The sequence below is a fragment of the Citrobacter sp. GW821-FHT07H02 genome (genome assembly GCF_059418505.1).
Window position 1 is genome coordinate 16,099 of sequence record NZ_JBWKPZ010000011.1, and the last position, 22,797, is coordinate 38,895.

Genomic DNA, 22,797 nt, shown 5'->3' on the forward strand with positions numbered 1-22,797 from the left:
TTTCCTATTGCAAGGCAAAAGGGTGATGGAGTTAACACTTTTATACCCCGCCCTCGTGGTTTCCAGAGGGCGGGAGGGGGCGCAGAGAGGCTATTTACGGCGATATGATTTTTGCGCCGAATTGACCTTATACAAATAACGACGCGATTCTGCAGAAGGGTGTCGGGTGGTCAGCGTCTGGTAAACATCTCCTGGCGACATGCTGTTAATAATAGCAGCAGCCCGGATCTTATCATTGGAGAATACGCGCAACACGCTGCCCGCGCCGCCGTTGTAGGCCGTGATCACCGCGTAGCGTCGTGATGTCGGGTTATCGATCCCCCCTAAATACACATTGTTGAGCATCGCCAGATAAGCGGTGCCGGTATCAATGTTACTGGCAGGATCGAACAGGAAGCTGCGGCTTGGGGTGCCCGAACGTCCCTGCGAACGGAAAACGTCTTTCCCGGCGCTATGCTGAACCACCTGCATCAGACCCAGCGCGTCGGCATGACTGACCGCGTACGGGTTAAAGGAAGATTCAGTCTGCATAATCGCCAGAATGAGTGATTCTTCGACGCCATATTTCCGTGATGCCTGACGCACCATACCAAGGTATTTATGCGCGCGTTTATCAAGGTGGTTTGGGACAAGGTTGATGGTGACGCTGTAAATGATACGCAGACCGTTGCTGCGGCTCTTAAGCCGGGTTTGCAGCAGATAATCGGCGAAGTTTGTCGCCCGGCCCTCCCAGCGAATGGCCTGGCCTGTATGATCCACTACCTGACCGTACAGGAATGGCTCTTTGGAGATCTGAATATCATCAACGTCAGAATAGAGATCGACGGTTGTCGGATCGTCGCCCATTAACAGCGTCTTGATAATGGCGCGACGCAGATGCCCGGCGGGATCTGTTCCGGCAATGGTTTCAACGGTGATGGTACCGGCATCAAAGTTGATATGGCTGCGGGTCTGAAACTGATCGGTGTATTTCACATAGTCTTTTGGACCTGCGATCAGAACTTCCTTGAACCCCCACAGATTTTCAATGTTATGGGCAAATTGCCCCATCAAAATATCAAAACCGTTGGTATCCTTGACCCAGGCTTCATTGTACGAATCGCCTTTGTTGGTCGAACTGGAACAGGAGATGAGCAACGGCGCAACAAGTGCAAGCGCGAAAAATTTTTTCATCATTCCGGGAGTGCGTGTTGTGTTGTTATGTGATGTAAAAAAGGGCGGTTAAGCCCTTATTTTTTGTCTTCCGGCGTATAGCCTTCAATGTGTACATCTTTGCCTTCAAACAGGAAGTTAATCATCTCCTGTTCCAGCAATTTACGATGCTCAATATTCATCATGTTGAGTTTCTTTTCGTTGATCAGCATCGTTTGTTTATGCTGCCACTGCGCCCAGGCTTCTTTGGAGATTTCGTTATAGATGCGTTTTCCCAGTTCGCCTGGGTACAGCTGAAAATCCTGGCCTTCGGCATCACGTTGCAGGAAAGTACAAAAAATCGTTCTGCTCATAAATTATCCTCTTTATCGCCCGACGGCTTAAACCAAAGCGCCGGTGCGTAACTGCTGTAACAAACGCTCCACGGGAGCCGCCAGTCCGACCGACGGCGGTTGCGCTAAGTTATACCAGAGCGCGTTGCCTTCATCCATGCATGAGGTGAAGGAAGACACGGGAAGCCACATGGGCACAATATCCAGATGGAAATGGCTGAAGGTATGGCGAAACGCATTCAGCTGACTAAGTTTATCAGCTTTAATATTCCGTTGCGCCAGCCACTTACGCAGGCCATCCTCATCTTCAAACTGAGGAAAACAGTACAATCCCCCCCACAATCCGCTGGGAGGCCGCTGCGCCAGCAGCACGGTATCTTCATGCTGCATCAGCAAAAAATAGCCAGTGCGTTCCGGTAGTGTCTGTTTCGGTTTTTTGCCGGGGTAGAGCGACCAGCTGTCGTTGGCGGTCGCGATGCAGCCGTTTTGTAGTGGGCAAAGGGAGCATTTTGGCTTCGACCGCGTACACACCATCGCGCCTAAATCCATCATCGCCTGGTTAAAACGCTCAACACCGTTGGCGGGCGTGACCTGTTCACTGATCTCCCACAGTTTTTTCTCGACCTCTTTTTTGCCCGGCCAGCCGCTCACCGCGTAGCAGCGCGCCAGAACACGTTTGACGTTGCCGTCGAGAATCGGGAAATGTTTGCCCAGTGAGAGAGAAAGTACGGCACCTGCAGTAGAACGCCCGATGCCAGGCAATGCCGCCACTTCATCGAAGGTCTCCGGAAACTGACCGCCATGTAGCGTGACAACCTGTTGGGCCGCTTTGTGCAGATTTCGCGCCCGCGCGTAGTAACCTAAGCCGGTCCATAAATGAAGAACTTCGTCCAGCGGCGCATTGGCTAAATCAGCCACCGTGGGAAAGCGCGACATAAAGCGTTCAAAATAGGGAATAACCGTGGCAACCTGGGTTTGTTGCAACATGACTTCTGAGAGCCATACTTTGTAAGGCGTCTTGTCAATTTGCCAGGGCAGCGTTTTCCGCCCGTATTTGTCGTACCAGCCCAACACCTGAGCTGAAAATTGAGACGCTTGCATGGTCACCGCTTAATATTTGCTGGGGGGCAGATTGCAGCACAGAGGCAACAGGGTGTAAACCGGAACTTTCCGGTGCTGACTTTCTTCCTTTACTTGCATCCGCCAACTAACTTTGGATAATGCCCGTTTTCGCAACTCAATCACAAGCAGACTTAACTTTTATGAAGAACGACGTCATTTCACCGGAATTTGATGAAAACGGCCGCCCGTTGCGCCGTATTCGTAGTTTTGTTCGTCGCCAGGGGCGACTGACGAAAGGGCAGGAACACGCGCTGGAAAACTACTGGCCGGTGATGGGCGTTGAATTCAGCGAAGATCCTGTGGATTTTGTGGCGCTGTTTGGCCGTGAAGCGCCGATCACGCTGGAGATCGGTTTTGGGATGGGCGCATCGCTGGTGGCGATGGCAAAAGAACGTCCGGAACAGAATTTCCTCGGCATTGAAGTGCATTCACCGGGGGTGGGCGCATGCCTGGCTTCTGCCCATGAGGAAGGGGTTGAGAACCTGCGAGTGATGTGCCATGACGCGGTCGAAGTGCTGCATAAAATGATTCCTGACAATTCTTTATCCATGGTTCAGCTCTTTTTCCCTGACCCGTGGCATAAAGCGCGTCATAATAAACGCCGTATCGTTCAGGTACCGTTTGCTGAGCTTGTGAAGAGCAAGCTGAAACTGGGCGGTGTTTTCCACATGGCGACCGACTGGGAAGCCTATGCAGAACACATGCTTGAGGTGATGACCTCCATCGACGGGTATAAAAACCAGTCTGAAACCAACGATTATGTACCGCGCCCGCAATCGCGCCCGGTAACCAAATTTGAACAGCGTGGTCATCGTCTTGGCCACGGCGTATGGGACTTAATGTTCGAGAGGGTGAAATAATGGCAAAGAACCGTAGCCGTCGTCTGCGTAAAAAAATGCATATCGACGAATTCCAGGAATTAGGATTTTCGGTTGCATGGCGTTTTCCGGAAGGTACATCTGAAGAGCAGGTTGATAAAATCGTTGATGATTTTATTAATGACGTCATTGAACCGAACAAACTGGCCTTTGACGGCAGCGGTTATCTGGCCTGGGAAGGTCTGATCTGCATGCAGGAAATCGGTAAATGCACGGAAGAACATCAGGCGATAGTTCGTAAATGGCTGGAAGAGCAAAAACTTGAAGAAGTGCGCACCAGCGAACTTTTCGATGTTTGGTGGGACTAACAAAACATACGGGGCCAGCATTTGCTGGCCCGATTTGTCTTGAGGGAAAGTTATGATGCGCAAAACGCTGCTGGCGGCAGTCCTAACGTTCACGGCGATGGCCGCACACGCAGATTACAAATGCAGCGTCACACCGCGTGACGATGTGATTTTGAGCCCGCAAACGGTGCAGGTGAAAGGCGAAAATGGCAACCTGGTCATTACGCCGGATGGCAACGTGACATTCAACGATAAGTCGTACACCCTGAGCGCTGCACAGCGTGAACAGGCGAAAGATTACCAGTCTGAATTACGCAGCGCGTTACCGTGGATTGATGAAGGCGCCAGAAACCGGGTCGAGAAAAGCCGTGTCGCGCTGGACAAAATCATCGCCAAAGAAGTGGGTGAAAGCAGCAGTATGCGCGGTCGTCTGACTAAACTTGATGCGCAACTGAAAGAGCAGATGAACCGTATTATCGAACATCGCACGGACGGCCTGACATTCCACTACAAGGCGATTGATCAGGTGCGTGCGGATGGCCAGCAACTGGTGAATCAGGCGATGGGCGGCATTCTGCAGGACAGCATTAATGAGATGGGGGCCAAAGCGGTGCTCAAAGGCGGTGGTAATCCACTGCAAGGCGTACTGGGAAGCCTGGGGGGCTTGCAAACATCGATTCAAAATGAATGGAAGAATCAGGAAAAAGACTTCCAGCAGTTTGGCAAAGATGTCTGTAGCCGCGTCGTGACGCTGGAAGATAATCGCAAAGCGTTGGTCAGTAGCCTGAAATAATCCTTTCTGTTTTTTTAAGCAACGGCACGGTTTTGTGCCGTTTTGTTTTGTCTATTTCCCTCATTTTGATATCCATCTCTAAAATCAATACATTGGATGACATATTTATCTGTTTAATTGGAAGAGGTCACATTATTCATCTCCTGGGTTGCGATAATGCGTCAACTTTTTACGTAACTGGAGAAATAACATGGAGTTTTTCAAGAAAACGGCACTTGCCGCACTGGTTATGGGGTTCAGCGGTGCCGCGCTCGCTTTACCTAATGTCACTATTTTAGCCACCGGTGGGACGATTGCTGGCGGCGGTGACTCAGCAACAAAATCGAATTACACAGCCGGTAAAGTTGGCGTTGAAAACCTGGTGAATGCAGTGCCTCAGCTCAAGGATATTGCTGTGGTGAAAGGCGAACAGGTCGTGAATATCGGTTCTCAGGATATGAACGATGAGGTCTGGTTAACGCTGGCGAAGAAGATCAATACCGAGTGTGATAAAACCGACGGCTTCGTCATCACTCACGGCACCGATACCATGGAAGAGACCGCCTACTTCCTCGATCTGACCGTGAAGTGCAACAAACCTGTCGTGCTGGTCGGGGCAATGCGTCCTTCTACGGGGATGAGCGCAGACGGCCCGTTCAACCTCTATAACGCGGTGGTGACCGCAGCTGACAAAGCCTCTGCCAACCGTGGCGTGCTGGTGGTGATGAATGACACCGTTCTGGATGGTCGTGACGTCACGAAAACCAATACCACCGATGTTGCTACCTTTAAGTCCGTTAACTACGGACCGCTGGGTTACATCCACAACGGCAAAATCGACTATCAACGCACTCCGGCGCGTAAACACACTTCAGCCACGCCATTCGATGTCTCTAAGCTGAACGAACTGCCGAAGGTCGGGATTATCTATAACTATGCGAATGCGTCTGACCTGCCGGCAAAAGCGCTGGTTGATGCAGGTTATGACGGGATTGTGAGTGCGGGTGTCGGCAACGGTAACCTGTACAAAACGATCTTTGATACCCTGGCGACGGCTGCGCATAAAGGGACTGTCGTAGTTCGTTCTTCCCGCGTACCGACTGGTGCCACGACTCAGGATGCTGAAATCGATGATGCGAAGTACGGCTTTGTCGCTTCGGGTTCACTGAACCCGCAGAAAGCCCGTGTGCTGCTGCAACTGGCGCTCACGCAAACCAAAGATCCAAAACAGATCCAGACGATGTTTAATCAGTATTAATCCAGTGTGTCGGCTACGCCTTAGTCTTCCGCAGGCGTAGCCGCCATCCGGCAAATAGCCTGATGGTGCAGCACTTATCTGGTCTACGCTTTATCCTGCACTATTCAGCAAGAAACAGCTCAAGAAGAGAGTTTAAGAACAACTTACCGTGCTGGGTAATTTGCCAGTATTCCTCGCTCTCGGTCAGATAACCCTGGGCAATGGCTTCATCGATCTGCGTACGAATAGCGTCTTCAGTCAACCCGGTGTACTGCGTAAATTCGCTACGCGGTGCGGCTTCCAGCAGGCGGAAGCGGTTCATAAAGAACTCAAACGGCTTATCTGCCACTTCGACATCGCGCTGGCTTTCGAGATAACGCCCCTGCATATAGCCACGTGGATGACGTGTTTTGGTGGTACGCAGAATGCGCCCATCCGGGAAAGTCACTTTTCCATGCGCGCCACAGCCAATGCCTAAGTAATCGCCAAAGCGCCAGTAGTTCAGGTTGTGCTGGCACTGATAGCCAGGTTTCGCGTACGCGGAGGTTTCATACTGCTGATACCCTGCTGCGGTTAATAACCGATGTCCCTGCTCGAAGATATCCCACAGAGCGTCGTCATCGGGTAATACCGGTGGGCGTGAGCCGAACAGCGTATTGGGTTCGATGGTGAGCTGATACCAGGAAAGATGCGGCGGATTAAGCGCGATGGCTTGCTGTAAGTCGTCCAGCGCTTCTTCCAGCGTTTGATCCGGCAGGCCGTGCATCAGATCGAGATTGAAGCTACGCAGCCCCAGCCCGCTTGCCAGATTCGCGGCGCGTTTGGCTTCTTCCGGGCCGTGAATACGCCCCAGACGCTGTAGCTTGAGCTCACTAAAGCTCTGCACGCCAATGGAGATACGATTCACCCCAGCATGCTGATAGTCAATAAAGCGATCCGCTTCGACCGTACCCGGATTCGCTTCCATCGTTATCTCTGCATCCGCCGCCAGATTCAGGCGCGCCCGCACGCCATCCAGCAACGTTTGCATCGCCGGGCCGGAAAGCAGGCTCGGCGTACCGCCACCGATAAAAATGGTCTTTACTTCACGTCCCTGCGCGTAAGCCACTTCAGTATCCAAATCGCGCAACAGGTGCTGCACATAATCGTCGTGCGGCACTTCGCCTTTCAGCGCATGCGAGTTGAAATCGCAGTACGGGCATTTCTGCACGCACCACGGGATGTGAATATAGAGACTCAGCGGCGGCAGCTTAACCATGTCGTAAGGCATCCAGCAGCAGCTTCAATGCTTGTCCACGATGCGAAATCGCGCTTTTCTCTTCACGGCTCAGCTCTGCGGCAGTTTTACCTTCAGACGGCACAAAGAAGATGGGATCGTAGCCAAAGCCGCCGTTGCCGGCTGCCTCACGGGTAATGACGCCCTGCCAGCTACCGTGACACACCAGCGGCGTAGGATCTTCCGCGTGGCGCATATAGACCAGCACGCAGTGAAAGCGCGCCTGACGTTTATCGTCCGGTACATCCTGCAGGGCATCCAGCAGTTTTTCCAGGTTCTGCTGGTCGGTCGCATCTTCACCGGAATAACGTGCGGAATAGATACCCGGCGCGCCGCCCAGCACGTCAACGGCCAGGCCGGAGTCGTCGGCAATGGCGGGCAGACCCGTCACCTGCGCGGCATGGCGAGCCTTCAGAATTGCATTTTCGATAAAGGTCAGGCCAGTCTCTTCGGCTGAGTCGACGCCCAGCGCCGTCTGCGCCACAACATCAAGCCCGAAATCGCTTAAAAGCGAAGCCAGCTCACGCACTTTACCGGCATTGCCGGTAGCGAGGACTACTTTTTGCATAGGGATACCTAATCAGTTAACGCCGCAATTTCTGGCGGGATCTGTTGCGGATGAATGATTTTAACCTGTTTGTGGCGGCCGAGTTCGCCCTTTTCAATAACGATCTGGCTTTTGGCCACGCGGAACTGTTTGCTGAGAAACTTCACCAGATGGCTGTTCGCCTGGCCATCGACCGGTGGTGCGGTAATGGCGACTTTTACTTCGTCGCCATGTAAACCCACAATACTGTCACGGCTGGCTTTCGGCTGAATATAGAGCCGTAAAACCAGGCCGTCATCGCAGGGTGTAACGGCACTCATAGCGCCATCCACAGCCCCGGCAGCAGCATGTTACCTGTCGCCTGTAAGATCTCGGCGATGCCCATGTTGATGACATACAGCAACAGCACGAGGATCATCGGAGAGAAATCAATGCCACCCATAGAAGGCAGTAACCGGCGAATAGGGCGCAGCAGCGGATCGGCAAGCTGGATGAGCACGTATTCAACCGGGCTGCGGCCCTGGCTTACCCAACTCATGATCGCCATCAACAACAGAACCCAGAAAATCAGCAAACCGATGGTTTTCAGTACGATAAGTACGGCTGCAATCCAGATGATCGGCTGGAAAGTGACCACTTTAAACAGCACTATCGCCTTGATAAAGCTGAGAATGAATGCCACCAGTACCGATGCGCTGTCAATCGGACCCATGGGAGGAATGACACGGCGCAGCGGCCCGATAATCGGTTGAGTGACTTTCACGACAAACTGCGAAAACGGATTATAAAAATCACAGCGAGCCCACTGCATCCACACGCGCAGCAACAGCACCATGGTATACAGCTCAATAACGGTCGAGAGCAGGAAGGTCAACGTGTTCATGGCGTTCCTTAGTTTTCCTTAATTTTTTGTGTAATCACGTGCACCAAAAATAGCAGTGCCGATGCGCACCATCGTACTACCTGCCGCGATCGCGGCATCCATATCGTCTGACATACCCAGAGACAGCGTATCGACATCAGGGTAACGGGTCTTTAGACCGGCAAATGCTACAGCCATTTGACGGGCAACTTCAAACTGCCTTACATAATCTGACTCAGGCGCCGGGATCGCCATCAGTCCGCGAAGGCGAAGATGCGGCATTCCCGCCACTTCAGTTGCGAGCGCGTCCAGCTCCGTCAGCGGAATTCCTGACTTGCTATTCTCATCGCTGATATTGATTTGAATGAGTACGTTCAGCGGCGGCAGCGTTGCCGGGCGTTGTTCGTTCAGACGGGCAGCAATACGCAGACGGTCGATCGTATGACACCAGTCGAAATGTTCTGCGACCAGGCGGCTTTTGTTGGACTGCAACGGGCCAATAAAGTGCCATTGCAATCCGTCGACGCCACTCTCCTGGAAATGGCGAATTTTTTCCACCCCTTCCTGAACGTAATTTTCGCCAAATGCGCGTTGCCCAGCGGTAATCGCTTCTGCGATGGCGCTCGCAGGCTTGGTTTTACTCACTGCAAGCAATGTAACGTCTTCTGAAGACCGCCCGCAACGCGTCGCAGCGGCTGAGATTTTGTCCCGGATCTGTGCCAGGTTATGCGCGATATCGTTCATTTTCCGAGGATGTTCATATGAATATGGAAGAAATTGTGGCCCTTAGTGTAAAGCATAACGTCTCGGATCTACACCTGTGTAATGCCTGGTCTGCGCGTTGGCGAAAACGGGGGCGGGTGGAGATGGCGCCCTTTACGTCGCCGGACATTCAGGCGCTCTTAGCGCAGTGGCTTAATGACGCTCAGCAGGAACAACTGCGGGAAAATGGTCAGCTTGATTTTGCTGTGTCGCTGGCGGGGAACTTGCGGCTACGCGCCAGCGCTTTTACTCACCAGCAGGGGACTTCGCTGGCGCTGCGGTTGTTACCCGCCTCCTGCCCGATACTGGCGGAACTTCAGGCGCCGCCCGTCTTAACGAATCTTCTGAGCTGCGAGAATGGACTTATTCTGGTGACCGGGGCCACCGGCAGCGGGAAATCGACCACCCTGGCGGCGATGGTTGAGTATCTTAACCAGCATACTGAAGCGCATATTCTGACCCTTGAAGACCCCATCGAGTATTGTTACGCCAGTCAGCGTTGTTTGATCCAGCAGCGCGAGGTCGGTGTACATTGCAGTTCGTTTGCCTCCGGGCTGCGTGCGGCATTGCGGGAAGATCCTGATGTCATTTTACTGGGCGAGCTGCGAGACAGCGAAACGATCCGTCTGGCGTTGACCGCAGCGGAAACAGGGCATCTGGTGCTGGCGACGCTGCACACGCGTGGCGCGGCGCAAGCCATTGAGCGATTGATCGACTCTTTTCCGGCACAGGAGAAAGATCCGGTACGCAGTCAACTGGCGGGCAGTTTGCGTGCGGTATTGTCGCAAAAACTGGAAAAAGACAAACAGGACGGGCGCGTGGCGCTGTTTGAGCTACTCATCAATACGCCAGCGGCAGGGAATCTGATCCGGGAGGGGAAGAGCCACCAACTGCCCGGCATAATCCAAACCGGGCAGCAGATGGGAATGCAGACCTTCGCTCAAAGCCTGCAGCAGCGACAGGCGCAAGGGAGGCTTTAAAACGCGTCAGGGCGATGCGCACTCTCATGGCAGCGGACTGAGTGAGTTCAGTACCCTTGCTCGAAATAACTTTCGAGAATGATGACCGCAGAGGCGGAGTCGACCTTGCCCTTGTTTAGCGCCCGGTATCCGCCTTGTTCAAACAGGCCGGAGCGTGCTTCAACCGTGCTGAGCCGTTCGTCATGCAGGGTCACCGTCACGCCAAATCGACCGTGAATACGGTTGGCAAACTTGCGTGCCCTGGCGGTCAGAGGTTGCTCGGTGCCATCCATGTTGAGCGGCAGCCCCACAATCACCTCATCGGGTTGCCACTCTTTGAGCAGGCGTTCGATGAGGTTCCAGTCAGGGGTTCCATCCTGCGCTTTGATTGCAGGCAGCGGGCGGGCAGTGCCGGTGATCCGCTGGCCAATCGCGACGCCAATACTTTTCGTGCCAAAATCGAAGGCCAGTAAGGTTTCGCTCATCAGGCGTGCCCCGCCACGCCAGGCATGGTCAGGATATCAATCCCAATCAGTCTGGCTGCTTCGCGCCAACGATCGGCAATCGGCGTTTTGAATAAAATATTGAGATCGGCAGGTGCTGTCAGCCAGGCGTTATCCAGTAACTCTTGTTCCAGCTGGCCTTTTTCCCATGAGGAGTATCCCAGGGCTACCAGCACCTCAGTAGGTTGTTCTTGTGTGCCCAGGGTTTCCAGCACGTCACGGGAGGTGGTGATCACGGTGTTATCTGAAATCCGAATACTGGACGAAAAACGCGATGGCGGGGTATGCAGAATAAACCCACGGTCTTCTGCCAGCGGGCCACCCAGCATCACGGCTTTATCCAGGCGAATGGCGGGATCACGGGGTTCCGGCGCTATTTTCAGCTTTTCCAGAATCCCTTCAATTTGTAGATTTTCCAGTGGCTTATTGATGATGATCCCCATTGCGCCATTTTCATTATGTTCGCAAATATAGACCACAGAGCGGCGGAAAATCGGATCCTGAAGAGCAGGCATGGCAATAAGAAAGTGATGCTGTAAATTCATTGTCAGAGGTTCTGTTCCTGGTTTAAAAAAGCAACAGGGGTCAGTATGTGGGTAAAGAGTACGGATGTCACTACCGTAGGCCGGATAAGACGCTCGCGTCGCCATCCGGCATCGGTGTTTTAATGCCTGATGGCGCTACGCTTATCAGGCCTACAAAGGTCGTCATCCTGCAGACGGCTTACTTCTGCAGACGCGCTTCAATCGCGTCCATCAGCATACCGGTAATCGAGACCGGGAATTCTGCTTCAATCTCGCGAATACAGGTTGGGCTGGTGACGTTAATTTCTGTCAGACGGTCGCCAATGATATCCAGACCGACGAAAATAAGCCCTTTCGCTTTCAGCGTTGGCCCAATACGACGGGCAATATCCCAGTCGCTTTCCGTTAACGGACGCGGTTCGCCACGGCCGCCAGCGGCCAGATTACCGCGGGTTTCGCCACCCTGCGGAATACGCGCCAGGCAGTACGGCACTGGTTCGCCATCCACCACCAGTACGCGCTTATCACCGTCTTTAATAGCGGGCAGATAGTTCTGCGCCATACAGTAGCGGGTGCCGTGTTCGGTCAGCGTTTCGGCAATCACGCCGAGGTTGGGATCGCCTTCCTTCACGCGGAAGATCGACGCGCCACCCATACCGTCCAACGGTTTGAGAATGATATCGCTGTGTTTTTGCCAGAAGGCTTTCAGCTGCGCTTTGTTGCGGGTGACTAACGTTTCTGGCGTCAGATCGGAGAACCAGGCGGTGAACAGCTTTTCATTACAGTCGCGCAGGCTCTGCGGCTTGTTCACAATCAGCGTGCCTTTCTCTTCTGCACGTTCCAGAATATAGGTGGCGTAGATAAACTCAGTGTCAAACGGCGGATCTTTACGCATCAGAATGACGTCCAGATCCGCCAGCGGCAGATCCTGTTCGCCGGTAAAGTCGTACCATTTGTCGTAGTTCTGCTCGACGCTCAGGGTACGCGTGCAGGCGCGGGCTTCACCGTTAATCAGATAAAGATCGGCCATCTCCATATAATGAAGTTCGTAGCCGCGGCGCTGTGCTTCCAGCAGCATAGCGAAGCTGGAATCTTTCTTGATGTTGATGCTTGCGATGGGATCCATCACGATGCCGAGCTTGATCATTGTTCTTCTCCGTTAGCCCAGATCGCCAAATCGCACCTGAAGCGCGGTAATGGCGGTGAGCGCAGTTGTCTCAGTACGCAGAACGCGAGGTCCTAACAGGATATCAGTAAACTGGTAGCGTGCGGTCATGGCAATTTCGTCAGCCGACAGCCCGCCTTCCGGACCAATCAACAGACGAATACGTTCAACCGGCAGCGGTAACGTGTTGATACTGGCGCTGGCGCGCGGGTGAAGATTCAGCTTCAGCCCTTCATCTTGCTCTGCACACCAGGCTTCCAGATCCATGGCCGGACGAATTTCCGGCACCCGATTACGACCGCACTGTTCACAGGCGGCAATGGCGATTTTTTGCCACTGCTGGAGCTTCTTATTCAGACGCTCACTGTCCAGTTTAACGCCGCAGCGCTCAGAAAAAAGTGGCGTAATGAGGCTTACACCCAGTTCTATTGATTTCTGGATAGTGAATTCCATTTTTTCACCGCGTGACATCACTTGTCCGAGGTGAATATGCAGCGGGGACTCACGGTCGTCGAATTCACCACTGAGTATCTTCACCTCCACGCTTTTTTTGCTGGCGTTGGTGATCTCGGCATCAAATACCTGGTTGCTGCCATCAAACAGTTGCAAAGCCTGCCCCGGCCCCATGCGTAACACGCGACCGATATGGTTGGCGGCATCTTCGCACAGTGAAATCTGGCTGCCAGAAGAGAGAGGTTCAGGGTGGTAAATGCGGGGAATGCGCATGGTTTAAAATCCGCGTATCTCCCCACGCAAACGAGTCGCGTGGGGTTGGGTTAACAATTATTCCCGCTAGTGTAGGTTAGCTCTTTTGCGCCTGGCAAGCGCGTTGCACGTACGGGTTGTGGTTCCCTTGTACTCTGGCGATGCGTTCGTCGCGTTCGCATTCCCAGTCGGTGACCGGATATTGCTTATCCCAGGCGTTGAAAAGTTGTGTCTGCTGGCGGGAAAGGTTCAGGTTGTATTGATCGCGCATATAAAAGTAGGTACGGGCAATCGAACCCCGTGCGCGCGCTGGCGGTTCAGCCACTTTCTCTTTGAAATCGACCTTCATCGCGCACTGTCCATACTGGCCTTCGCCGCCGTTCCACTGGCTGTACATGAAGTTACCGCGATCGCCGTTGACTTCACCGACCGCCGGTTGCAGGTTATGCATGTCGCTTTCCATTTTGCGGTATTCCGGGTCTTTGGCGCAGTTTTTACGCCCCCCTTCTTGCCAGCACTGACGCTGGTGGCCAAATTGCCAGGCGGGCACCACGTGTTCCCATTCGATTCTGCTGGCGCGGTTTTCATTTTTGCGCACTTTATAACCGCAGGAGTTCAGGTCTACGACACCTTTTTTACCCTGCCAGTCAATTTTGCATCCACAGTAGAAGTCGCCGGGTACGTCAGCATTGACCTTGACGCCAGCGGCTTTTGCCTGAGAAAAACTGTTAATGCCTTCGGCCAGCGCCGGGCCTGAGAGAGCAGTCGCCAGAAACGCCACTGCAAAAGTGAGATTACGGTACATCACAAACTCCGTGTTAAATCGAGCTCGCAACGTAACGAAAGTTGTTCCTGTATGCAATCAGTCAGATCAGAAAAGTTCCTGATAATTCTGAATGTTATTGTGCGACGAGCGGTTCGCCGCAATGAACGCAACGGTAAGTTGCTTCGCCGCGCACAATTCGGTTATGGCGACGCACGGTGAGTTGATGTTCCTGGCATTTGCAGCGGTAGGCAAAGGTGTTGCGACGAACTGATTGCAGCTCAAATTGGTGAGTGCGTCTGGCGGGCACGCCAAGTACGTTTTCCATCATCCATTTCCACTCTTTTCCGTGCGGCGCAACACGGCCAAAGTGCTTCCACACCAGTAAATGCGCCAGTTCATGCGGGACGACTTCGTCCACAAACGCATCGACATTTTCGGTTAATAGCACCGGATTAAGGCGGATTTCATAACTTTCCAGCCAGGCGGTTCCGGCTGCGGTTCCGCGCTGCTGATAGACCAGTTTAGGTTCCGGGTAGTCACGACCCAGTTTCAGGTTAGCCTGGGCGAGCTTTTCCCGCAGGCTGCGCATGACGGCTTGCTGGATGGCGATAGGGAGGCGGACGGTTTTCATAACGGCAGAGAATAGTGCGAGGGGGCGGGGACTGCAAGGGGGAAGCTTCCTCCCGACTGCGGGAGGAAGCGGTGATGGATTAATCGTGAGCGCCGATTTCGCGCAGTCGACGACCTTTCATCAGGTTACGTTCGATGTGTTCCAGGGAGACGTGTTTGGTTTCCGGAACCAGCCAGAGGGTCAGAATGATGAAGAACAGGTTCAGACCGGCGTACACCCAGAACGTGTTTGCGTTACCCAGCGTGTTGAGCATGGTCAGGAATGTCGCGCCTACAATCATGTTGGCGATCCAGTTGGTTGCCGTAGAGCAGGTGATACCAAAATCACGGCCTTTCAGTGGCTGAATTTCAGAGCACAGTACCCAAATCAGCGGACCGGCGCTCATCGCGAACCCGATGATAAACATCAGCAGCATGGCAATGGCAAAGTATTGTGCGGAGGCCGAATGGATACCGATATGCATCATGGTGCCCAGCGTACCCATCCCGATGGCCATCACCAGGAAGCCCAGCGTCAGCGTAGGTTTACGACCCCAGCGGTCTACCAGACCGATGGCGATGAAGGTTGCCAGAACGTTGGTCAGACCGACGATAACGGTCCCCCACATCTGCTCAGTGGTGTTGGTGTAGCCCGCCAGTTCAAAGATTTTCGGCGCGTAGTACATGATGACGTTCATCCCGGTGAACTGCTGCATCACCTGTAACAGCACACCCAGGAAGACGGCACGGCGGAAGTTGCTGTTTTCTTTAAACAGTGCCCAGCCACTCTGTTTCACCTTCAGGCTTTCGCGGATTTCGTCCAGCTCACGTTTGGCTTCTGCGCTGGTATCACGCAAACGCAGCAGGACGCGTTCTGCATCCACGAAGCGACGTTTGGCGGCAAACCAGCGTGGGCTATCCGGCAGGAAAAACACGCCAATCAACAGCAGAATGGCGGGAATAATGATAACGCCTAACATCCAGCGCCATGCACCGCTGTAGCTGAAGGCAGTATCCGAGAGATACGCCCCCAGAATACCGATAGTGATCATCAACTGATACATCGAGATCATGCTGCCGCGAATTTTCTCCGGCGCAATTTCGGATAAGTACAGCGGCGCGGTATAGGAGGCGACACCGACGGCCAGACCCAACAGCACGCGGGAGAGGATCAGGATCTCAACGTTAGGCGCGGCGGCAGAACACAACGAACCCGCCACAAACAGAATCGCCCCGATCATCAGGCTTTTCTTACGACCCAGTTTGAAGGAGAGCCAACCGCTGCCGACAGCACCAACAGCGGCACCGAACATCATCGAGCTTACCACCCATTCCTGAGTGTGCGGGCTAATCTGGAATTCATCAGTGATGAAGGGTAACGCACCGGCGATAACACCGATATCCAGGCCAAAAAGTAATCCGGCCAGGGCGGCAAGAAAGCAGACAAAAAATGTCATCGTCTTGTTGGAACGCCCCTGTTTTTTAGTGTCAGGCATAAAGCCCTCCGATTGGGTTGCCAATTTTGTTGATGGTAAGGGTAGGTGAGTACGCCGTAAAAATATGTGAGGTTAATCACATTGGTGTAATCGGTTACACTAACATTCACCAAGTGTATTGTTTAATTATATGAAAAATAGTGAATTTAATAATCATGTAACATGGGGTGTTACCCGGTATTAAGATAATGCCGAAAATCAATGTAACGACAATGCGTGTGTGACTGTTGTGAAGTGTTAATCCAGTTTTAATAACGTAAAATTGAATGTAATCGCTTCCATTGTTTTGTCTGTGGAAGGGGAATTACGGAAAACCGGAATGGGTAACAGCGGGGGGAAGGCGGTATGAGAAAAGCAAAAGGCCAGCACGAGGCTGGCCTTTGAGAGCGTTCAGTCAGAGGATTATTTCAGACCGGCGGCATCACGTAACAGCTGCGCTTTGTCGGTTTTTTCCCATGGGAAATGTTCGCGACCAAAGTGACCATAGGCTGCGGTTTCTTTGTAGATCGGGTGCAGCAGATCCAGCATCTGAATCAGGCCGTACGGACGCAGGTCAAAGAACTCGCGCACCAGCAGAGTTAGCTGCTCTGAAGGGACTTTCTCAGTACCGAACGTTTCAACCATGATGGAAGTCGGTTCCGCCACGCCGATAGCGTAGGAGACCTGAATTTCACAACGGTCAGCCAGGCCCGCAGCGACGATGTTTTTCGCCACATAACGCGCCGCGTAGGCTGCAGAACGGTCAACTTTAGACGGATCTTTACCGGAGAAAGCGCCGCCGCCATGACGTGCCATACCGCCGTAGGTATCAACGATGATTTTACGCCCCGTCAGACCACAGTCGCCCATTGGGCCACCGATAACGAAACGGCCGGTTGGGTTGATGAAGAATTTGGTGGACGCACTCAGCCATTCGCTCGGCAGAACCGGTTTGATGATCTCTTCCATCACCGCTTCTTGCAGGGATTTCTGGTCGATATCTTCGGAATGCTGAGTGGACAGAACCACGGCATCAATACCGACGATTTTGCCGTCGTCATACTGGAAGGTCACCTGGCTTTTCGCGTCCGGACGTAACCACGGCAGGGTGCCGTTTTTACGCACTTCAGCCTGACGCTGCACCAGACGGTGTGCGTAGGTGATTGGTGCTGGCATCAGCACTTCGGTTTCATTGGTGGCGTAGCCAAACATCAGGCCCTGGTCGCCAGCGCCCTGTTCCAGCGGGTCGGCACGGTCAACACCCTGATTGATATCCGGGGATTGTTTACCGATAGCGCTCAGCACTGCGCAGGAGTTCGCGTCGAAACCCATGTCGGAATGCACATAGCCAATCTCGCGCACCGTATTACGGGTGATCTCTTCGATATCAACCCAGGCGCTGGTGGTGATTTCACCGCCAACTAAAACCATACCGGTTTTAACGTAGGTTTCACATGCGACACGTGCTTTGGGATCCTGTTCCAGGATGGCGTCCAGCACGGCGTCAGAGATTTGGTCAGCGATTTTGTCAGGATGCCCTTCTGAAACGGACTCAGACGTAAAAAGGTGTTTTGCCATGTTTAATTTCACCTAAGGAGAATTTGTTTAGCTCAAACTGTTGTGCGGGGTAGCCATAGCCGAAGATTCTACCAAGGCCTGCAGGTTAGTGACACTGGCAGTCTGAGTGTTAATCAGTATGGATGGATTAACATCTGGATGGCTATTTTAGGTTACTTGTTCACCTGATTTCCAGCTTTTTTTGAGTAAAGCCTCATTGCGTTGAAAACACAGCTGGAAATTTTTCCTGACGGTGATGGCAATGTGCGCATTTATGTTTTGCTTTTTACCTCTCATGTCGGTATAAAACGCGGCGCGCGGCTCATACAGCACACGACGTTTTCATCGTGTTGCCACTTCCTGCCGGGCTAAAACTTTTGCTTTGGCTTGTGGGTTCGTTCCGTGCGGAGCGGCCGTGGAGGTGATACGAGATAATGAACCGTTGTATTCTGCTGAATCAGTCGCACCGTTCTGGTGTACGAATGTCCCCCACATACTGCATCTCTGCTTTGCATACCTGCCGATGTTATACCCATCTCGGCGCTTCTCAGGACTCCAGGGCCGGTTACGGCAACTAAGGACTGAACAAGGGCGCTCTTGGTTAAACAAGAGTTTTCTCGTGGTTTCGCCGAACCGTCATGTTTAGTTCGGTTACGTGTTTTACAATGATATGAAAAAGAAACCGGTCGCGCAGTCGGAGCGTCAGCACTATCCGCTGGAAAATCCGCCTGTTTATGGGTTGTTATCGCGTCTTCGGACTGCGATAGTAGTCAACTGTTTTACACTTGTTAATAAAATCTGAGGTTCGCTATGTCTGACGACATTTCTATGGGTTCGCTTTCGTCAGCAGGCGGACAGGGTGTACTACGCTCCATGCAGGAGGTTGCAATGAGTTCCCAGGAAGCCAGCAAGATGCTGCGTACTTACAATATTGCCTGGTGGGGCAATAACTACTACGACGTCAATGAACTGGGACACATCAGTGTGTGCCCGGATCCGGACGTCCCCGACGCGCGCGTTGATCTTGCCAAACTGGTAAAAGCGCGCGAAGCGCAAGGCCAGCGTCTGCCTGCATTGTTCTGCTTCCCGCAGATCCTGCAACACCGTCTGCGTTCGATTAACGCCGCGTTCAAACGTGCGCGTGAATCCTACGGTTACAACGGCGACTATTTCCTCGTTTACCCGATCAAAGTTAACCAGCACCGTCGGGTGATTGAATCGCTGATCCATTCCGGCGAGCCGCTGGGATTGGAAGCGGGCTCTAAAGCAGAGCTGATGGCGGTTCTGGCGCATGCCGGAATGACCCGTAGCGTGATTGTCTGTAACGGCTACAAAGACCGTGAATATATCCGTCTGGCGCTGATCGGCGAGAAGATGGGCCATAAGGTCTATCTGGTCATTGAGAAGATGTCGGAAATCGCCATCGTTCTGGATGAAGCTGAGCGTCTGAACGTCATCCCGCGTCTGGGTGTGCGTGCGCGTCTGGCGTCACAAGGCTCCGGCAAATGGCAGTCCTCAGGCGGTGAAAAATCCAAGTTCGGCCTGGCGGCGACTCAGGTACTGCAACTGGTTGAAACCCTGCGCGAAGCCGGGCGTCTGGACAGCCTGCAACTGCTGCATTTCCATCTCGGTTCCCAGATGGCGAACATCCGCGACATCGCGACCGGTGTGCGTGAATCCTCGCGATTCTACGTTGAACTGCACAAGCTGGGCGTCAACATTCAGTGCTTCGACGTCGGCGGCGGTCTGGGCGTGGATTACGAAGGGACCCGTTCGCAGTCTGACTGTTCCGTCAACTATGGCCTGAATGAGTACGCCAACAACATCATCTGGGCGATTGGCGATGCCTGTGAAGAGAATGGCCTGCCGCACCCGACGGTGATCACCGAATCCGGACGTGCGGTGACGGCACACCATACCGTGTTGGTTTCCAACATCATCGGCGTTGAGCGTAACGAATATACTGAACCTACGGCGCCTGGCGAAGATGCTCAGCGCGCGCTGCAAAGCATGTGGGAAACCTGGCAGGAGATGCACGAGCCGGGCACCCGTCGCTCATTGCGTGAATGGCTGCACGACAGCCAGATGGACCTGCACGATATCCACGTCGGTTACTCTTCCGGGACCTTTAGCCTGCAGGAACGTGCGTGGGCAGAACAGCTTTACCTCAGCATGTGTCACGAAGTGCAGAAACAGCTGGACCCGCAAAACCGTGCGCATCGCCCGATCATCGACGAACTGCAGGAACGTATGGCGGACAAAGTGTACGTCAACTTCTCGCTGTTCCAGTCAATGCCGGATGCCTGGGGTATCGACCAGTTATTCCCGGTTCTGCCGCTGGAAGGGCTGGATCAGGTTCCAGAGCGTCGTGCGGTGTTGCTGGATATCACCTGTGATTCCGACGGGGCTATCGATCACTACATCGACGGTGACGGTATTGCCACCACCATGCCGATGCCGGAATACGATCCTGAGAATCCGCCGATGCTCGGCTTCTTTATGGTTGGCGCGTATCAGGAGATCCTCGGCAACATGCATAACCTGTTCGGCGATACCGAAGCGGTTGATGTGTTTGTCTTCCCGGACGGCAGCGTAGAAGTTGAACTGTCTGATGAAGGCGATACCGTGGCGGACATGCTGCAATACGTACAGCTGGATCCGAACACGTTGCTGACCCATTTCCGCGATCAGGTGAAACAGACCGATCTGGATGATGCGTTGCAACAGCAGTTCCTTGAAGAGTTTGAAGCCGGACTGTACGGGTACACCTATCTGGAAGACGAGTAACCGCTCGTGCCCGGTGGCGCTGCGCTTACCGGGCCTACGGTTCACTTGAACCTGAGCAATTTAACGGCGATAATTACGCCCAATACGTGATATGCAAATCAATCCCTTCCTCGTCGGGCCTAACGACGCGGAGGGGATTTTTTTTACAGTGATTTTATAAGAGGTCAGGACATGAGCACTTTAGGTCATCAGTACGATAACTCTCTGGTATCTAACGCGTTTGGTTTTTTACGCCTTCCGATGAATTTCCAGCCGTACGACAGCGATGCCGACTGGGTGATCACCGGCGTTCCGTTTGATATGGCGACGTCTGGTCGCGCGGGCGGTCGTCACGGTCCGGCGGCGATCCGTCAGGTATCAACCAATCTGGCCTGGGAGCACAACCGCTTCCCGTGGAACTTCGACATGCGCGAACGCCTGAACGTCGTGGACTGCGGCGATCTGGTGTATGCGTTTGGCGATGCCCGCGAAATGAGCGAGAAATTACAGGCGCACGCAGAAAAGCTGCTTTCCGCCGGTAAACGTATGCTCTCCTTCGGCGGCGACCACTTCGTGACGCTGCCGCTGCTGCGTGCGCACGCGAAGCACTTTGGCAAAATGGCGCTGGTGCATTTTGATGCGCATACCGACACCTACGCCAACGGTTGTGAATTTGACCACGGCACCATGTTCTTTACCGCGCCGAACGAAGGTCTGATCGATCCGAACCACTCTGTGCAGATCGGCATTCGTACCGAGTTCGACAAAGACAACGGTTTTACCGTATTGGATGCCTGCCAGGTCAACGATCGTGGCGTGGACGACATCATCGCGCAGGTGAAGCAGATTGTTGGTGATATGCCGGTCTATCTGACGTTTGATATCGATGCGCTGGATCCGGCCTTTGCGCCTGGCACCGGCACACCGGTGATCGGCGGCCTGACTACCGATCGCGCCATTAAGCTGGTGCGCGGTCTGAAAGATCTGAATATCGTCGGTATGGACGTGGTCGAAGTCGCTCCGGCTTACGATCAGTCTGAAATCACCGCGCTGGCCGCGGCGACCCTGGCGCTGGAAATGCTCTACATCCAGGCGGCGAAAAAAGGCGAATAAGCCTCAGACGCTCACTGCTGCTGCGCGACGCATGCGCAGCAGCAGCATCCCTCCAGCCAGCAGCGTGATAACCTGCGACGCCACCAGTACCGAAAAGCCGGAACTGACCGAACCCACTGATTTCATCACCACGCCCATCAGCAGCGGAATAAACGCCGCGCAGATGTTGCCAATGCCGTTAATGATCCCATAGGCGCTGCCCACCGCTTCCCGTGCGGCATGGTGCTGCACGACGGCAGGAATAGCTGCGCCCTGTAATCCCCAGAAGATATTTGCCGACAGCATAAACAGCGCCAGCAAGGCGGCCTGCTGGCTGAGCATCAGCGCCAGTACCGAAAGCGCGGTGAACAGTCCGCCGACGACAAACAGAACCGGCGCTTGCTCAGGGCGCATTTTGTCGAGCAGCACGCCGCCGAGGAATTTTGAGCCGAGGCTCAGCAGGAAAGGAATAGCCGCCAGGAAACCGACGGCGTGCAGCGAGAAGTGGTGTTCATCGCGCAGCCAGGCTGGAAGCCACGCGCTGCTGCCCCACAGATAGCTCAGCGTGGCGATCTCAACCAGCAGGATCCAGCCCAGCAGCGGCGTCTGCCAGGCCAGGGTGAAGGTCTGCACAAACCCCGGCTTTTCCTGCTTCACTGCGCTGTGAGGCGCAGGCAGAAAACGCCAGATTAATCCGCCGCCCAGCACCAGATTAATCACCGCCAGCGCGTAAAATGATCCCGCCCATCCCAGATGTTCCATCAGCCAGGTCACCAGCGGAAAACCAACAGCCAGCCCCAGAGAAACACCCAGCGCGGTGACGGCGTTGGGTTTACCAATCTCTTCGGGGCGAAAATTATCGCTGATAAAACGCGTTTTGAGCGAAAAGAGCGGCCCTTCGGCAATACCTAAAATCATGCGGGCAATCAGCATCCCCATTAACGACCCTAACAGAGGTGAGATGGCGCAAACCACAGCCCAAATCGCGATGCTGCTTAATAATCCCTGTCGGTAATGTAATTTGCTTTCAATAACTGGAGTTAATAATAAAGCGGGCAATCCATAACCCAGAAGAAAGCATGTTATCAGCATTCCCTGTAACATTCTGTTTTCATTTAACTGAAAGTGTTCGGCAAATTCCGGATTTAAAATCATTACCGAGATATTCACCCGGTCAACGTAGGAGATTATAATTAGCAACAAGAGTGCTATTGTTCCTTGCCATTTTACTGTCATCATACCCGCCTTAATCTTTCTGTTTATTTATATTTTTATCGATGTGATTGTCACGCAACTAAAATTGTTCACCTGTGAAACTCTTTGTTTATAAACAATAAAATAAATTTTAGTTTCACAGGTGAAACTCTGTGTTTGCTCGATTTTATTATTTTTAAGGAGTAAAAAGAAAAGAAGTCAATATCTATTATTCAAAATAAGAGACCATCAATA

General features: G+C 53.3%; 26 protein-coding genes. 9 read left to right on the top strand and 17 right to left on the bottom strand.

Features of this window, described 5'->3' with window-relative positions; translation table 11 throughout:
• Positions 1 to 90 precede the first annotated feature (90 nt).
• The 3 genes from mltC to mutY are packed head-to-tail and all read right to left on the bottom strand — an operon-like array spanning position 91 to position 2,585.
• A complete protein-coding gene (mltC, locus tag AC07NP_RS12650) occupies positions 91 to 1,176 on the bottom strand; it encodes a membrane-bound lytic murein transglycosylase MltC (RefSeq protein WP_494660688.1) in 1,086 nt (361 codons plus the stop codon).
• A 53-nt stretch (positions 1,177 to 1,229) separates the two neighbouring features.
• Positions 1,230 to 1,505 (bottom strand): oxidative damage protection protein, encoded by a 276-nt coding sequence (locus AC07NP_RS12655; RefSeq protein WP_192613456.1) that lies wholly within the window; start codon positions 1,503 to 1,505, stop codon positions 1,230 to 1,232.
• A 27-nt stretch (positions 1,506 to 1,532) separates the two neighbouring features.
• On the bottom strand, positions 1,533 to 2,585 hold the full coding sequence (mutY, locus tag AC07NP_RS12660; protein WP_494660689.1) for an A/G-specific adenine glycosylase: 1,053 nt from the start codon (positions 2,583 to 2,585) through the stop codon (positions 1,533 to 1,535).
• A gap of 161 nt (positions 2,586 to 2,746) precedes the next feature.
• Here mutY and trmB point away from each other — a divergent pair, with 161 nt between their 5' ends.
• The 4 genes from trmB (at position 2,747) to ansB (ending at position 5,801) form a co-directional block, all read left to right on the top strand.
• Complete coding sequence (gene trmB, locus AC07NP_RS12665; RefSeq protein ID WP_203360008.1) at positions 2,747 to 3,466, top strand: tRNA (guanosine(46)-N7)-methyltransferase TrmB; 720 nt, start codon at positions 2,747 to 2,749, stop codon at positions 3,464 to 3,466.
• Entirely contained in the window at positions 3,466 to 3,792 is a 327-nt protein-coding gene (locus tag AC07NP_RS12670) for a YggL family protein (RefSeq protein ID WP_046497219.1), read from the top strand. Before trmB ends, AC07NP_RS12670 begins: the two co-directional genes overlap by 1 nt.
• Positions 3,793 to 3,844: 52 nt before the next feature.
• Positions 3,845 to 4,564: a YggN family protein gene (locus tag AC07NP_RS12675; RefSeq protein WP_203360009.1), complete on the top strand. Its 720-nt coding sequence runs from the start codon at positions 3,845 to 3,847 to the stop codon at positions 4,562 to 4,564.
• A 190-nt stretch (positions 4,565 to 4,754) separates the two neighbouring features.
• Entirely contained in the window at positions 4,755 to 5,801 is a 1,047-nt protein-coding gene (gene ansB, locus AC07NP_RS12680) for an L-asparaginase 2 (RefSeq protein ID WP_276293931.1), read from the top strand.
• 100 nt (positions 5,802 to 5,901) lie between these two features.
• On the opposite strand, the gene hemW is transcribed toward ansB, so the two are convergent.
• Genes hemW through AC07NP_RS12705 form a run of 5 tightly spaced genes read right to left on the bottom strand, consistent with a single transcriptional unit; the run spans position 5,902 to position 9,209 of the window.
• Entirely contained in the window at positions 5,902 to 7,038 is a 1,137-nt protein-coding gene (gene hemW, locus AC07NP_RS12685) for a radical SAM family heme chaperone HemW (protein ID WP_494660690.1), read from the bottom strand.
• Positions 7,031 to 7,624: an XTP/dITP diphosphatase gene (locus AC07NP_RS12690; protein WP_192613450.1), complete on the bottom strand. Its 594-nt coding sequence runs from the start codon at positions 7,622 to 7,624 to the stop codon at positions 7,031 to 7,033. The genes hemW and AC07NP_RS12690 overlap by 8 nt, the downstream gene beginning before the upstream one ends.
• A gap of 8 nt (positions 7,625 to 7,632) precedes the next feature.
• Entirely contained in the window at positions 7,633 to 7,923 is a 291-nt protein-coding gene (gene yggU, locus AC07NP_RS12695; protein WP_162380211.1) for a DUF167 family protein YggU, read from the bottom strand.
• Complete coding sequence (locus AC07NP_RS12700; protein ID WP_494660691.1) at positions 7,920 to 8,486, bottom strand: YggT family protein; 567 nt, start codon at positions 8,484 to 8,486, stop codon at positions 7,920 to 7,922. Before AC07NP_RS12700 ends, yggU begins: the two co-directional genes overlap by 4 nt.
• 18 nt (positions 8,487 to 8,504) lie before the next feature.
• The gene (locus AC07NP_RS12705) at positions 8,505 to 9,209 is read right to left on the bottom strand and encodes a YggS family pyridoxal phosphate-dependent enzyme (protein WP_203360014.1); all 705 of its coding nucleotides are present in this window, start codon (positions 9,207 to 9,209) and stop codon (positions 8,505 to 8,507) included.
• Between the two features lie 17 nt (positions 9,210 to 9,226).
• Between AC07NP_RS12705 and AC07NP_RS12710 the strand changes: the two genes are divergently transcribed.
• The gene (locus tag AC07NP_RS12710; RefSeq protein WP_494660692.1) at positions 9,227 to 10,207 is read left to right on the top strand and encodes a type IV pilus twitching motility protein PilT; all 981 of its coding nucleotides are present in this window, start codon (positions 9,227 to 9,229) and stop codon (positions 10,205 to 10,207) included.
• Positions 10,208 to 10,254: 47 nt separating this feature from the next.
• Here the strand turns inward: AC07NP_RS12710 and ruvX are convergent, their stop codons facing one another.
• From ruvX to metK, 8 genes are all read right to left on the bottom strand, one after another.
• Positions 10,255 to 10,671, bottom strand: a complete 417-nt coding sequence (gene ruvX, locus AC07NP_RS12715) for a Holliday junction resolvase RuvX (protein WP_494660693.1) — start codon at positions 10,669 to 10,671, stop codon at positions 10,255 to 10,257.
• Positions 10,671 to 11,234: a YqgE/AlgH family protein gene (locus AC07NP_RS12720; RefSeq protein WP_203360017.1), complete on the bottom strand. Its 564-nt coding sequence runs from the start codon at positions 11,232 to 11,234 to the stop codon at positions 10,671 to 10,673. The genes ruvX and AC07NP_RS12720 overlap by 1 nt, the downstream gene beginning before the upstream one ends.
• Before the next feature lie 178 nt (positions 11,235 to 11,412).
• Complete coding sequence (gshB, locus tag AC07NP_RS12725; protein ID WP_494660694.1) at positions 11,413 to 12,360, bottom strand: glutathione synthase; 948 nt, start codon at positions 12,358 to 12,360, stop codon at positions 11,413 to 11,415.
• A 12-nt stretch (positions 12,361 to 12,372) separates the two neighbouring features.
• Entirely contained in the window at positions 12,373 to 13,104 is a 732-nt protein-coding gene (rsmE, locus tag AC07NP_RS12730; protein ID WP_494660695.1) for a 16S rRNA (uracil(1498)-N(3))-methyltransferase, read from the bottom strand.
• 76 nt (positions 13,105 to 13,180) lie between these two features.
• Positions 13,181 to 13,888, bottom strand: a complete 708-nt coding sequence (gene endA, locus AC07NP_RS12735) for a deoxyribonuclease I (RefSeq protein ID WP_276293942.1) — start codon at positions 13,886 to 13,888, stop codon at positions 13,181 to 13,183.
• A 94-nt stretch (positions 13,889 to 13,982) separates the two neighbouring features.
• The gene (locus AC07NP_RS12740; RefSeq protein WP_301699343.1) at positions 13,983 to 14,480 is read right to left on the bottom strand and encodes a SprT family zinc-dependent metalloprotease; all 498 of its coding nucleotides are present in this window, start codon (positions 14,478 to 14,480) and stop codon (positions 13,983 to 13,985) included.
• Positions 14,481 to 14,559: 79 nt separating this feature from the next.
• Positions 14,560 to 15,954, bottom strand: coding sequence for a galactose/proton symporter (galP, locus tag AC07NP_RS12745; RefSeq protein ID WP_203360021.1), 1,395 nt, complete (start codon positions 15,952 to 15,954; stop codon positions 14,560 to 14,562).
• A 402-nt stretch (positions 15,955 to 16,356) separates the two neighbouring features.
• A complete protein-coding gene (gene metK, locus AC07NP_RS12750) occupies positions 16,357 to 17,511 on the bottom strand; it encodes a methionine adenosyltransferase (RefSeq protein WP_203360022.1) in 1,155 nt (384 codons plus the stop codon).
• 413 nt (positions 17,512 to 17,924) lie between these two features.
• Between metK and yqgG the strand changes: the two genes are divergently transcribed.
• The 4 genes from yqgG (at position 17,925) to speB (ending at position 21,369) form a co-directional block, all read left to right on the top strand.
• The gene (gene yqgG / locus AC07NP_RS12755) at positions 17,925 to 18,068 is read left to right on the top strand and encodes a small protein YqgG (protein WP_301699346.1); all 144 of its coding nucleotides are present in this window, start codon (positions 17,925 to 17,927) and stop codon (positions 18,066 to 18,068) included.
• A 92-nt stretch (positions 18,069 to 18,160) separates the two neighbouring features.
• Positions 18,161 to 18,292 carry an acid stress response protein YqgB gene (gene yqgB / locus AC07NP_RS12760; protein WP_162380248.1) on the top strand — a complete coding sequence of 44 codons (132 nt, stop codon included), beginning with the start codon at positions 18,161 to 18,163 and terminating at the stop codon, positions 18,290 to 18,292.
• 8 nt (positions 18,293 to 18,300) lie between these two features.
• Positions 18,301 to 20,277 carry a biosynthetic arginine decarboxylase gene (speA, locus tag AC07NP_RS12765; protein WP_203360024.1) on the top strand — a complete coding sequence of 659 codons (1,977 nt, stop codon included), beginning with the start codon at positions 18,301 to 18,303 and terminating at the stop codon, positions 20,275 to 20,277.
• Positions 20,278 to 20,448: 171 nt separating this feature from the next.
• Positions 20,449 to 21,369 carry an agmatinase gene (speB, locus tag AC07NP_RS12770; protein ID WP_162380198.1) on the top strand — a complete coding sequence of 307 codons (921 nt, stop codon included), beginning with the start codon at positions 20,449 to 20,451 and terminating at the stop codon, positions 21,367 to 21,369.
• A 3-nt stretch (positions 21,370 to 21,372) separates the two neighbouring features.
• Here the strand turns inward: speB and AC07NP_RS12775 are convergent, their stop codons facing one another.
• The gene (locus AC07NP_RS12775) at positions 21,373 to 22,584 is read right to left on the bottom strand and encodes an MFS transporter (protein ID WP_494660744.1); all 1,212 of its coding nucleotides are present in this window, start codon (positions 22,582 to 22,584) and stop codon (positions 21,373 to 21,375) included.
• Between the last annotated feature and the right edge of the window lie 213 nt (positions 22,585 to 22,797).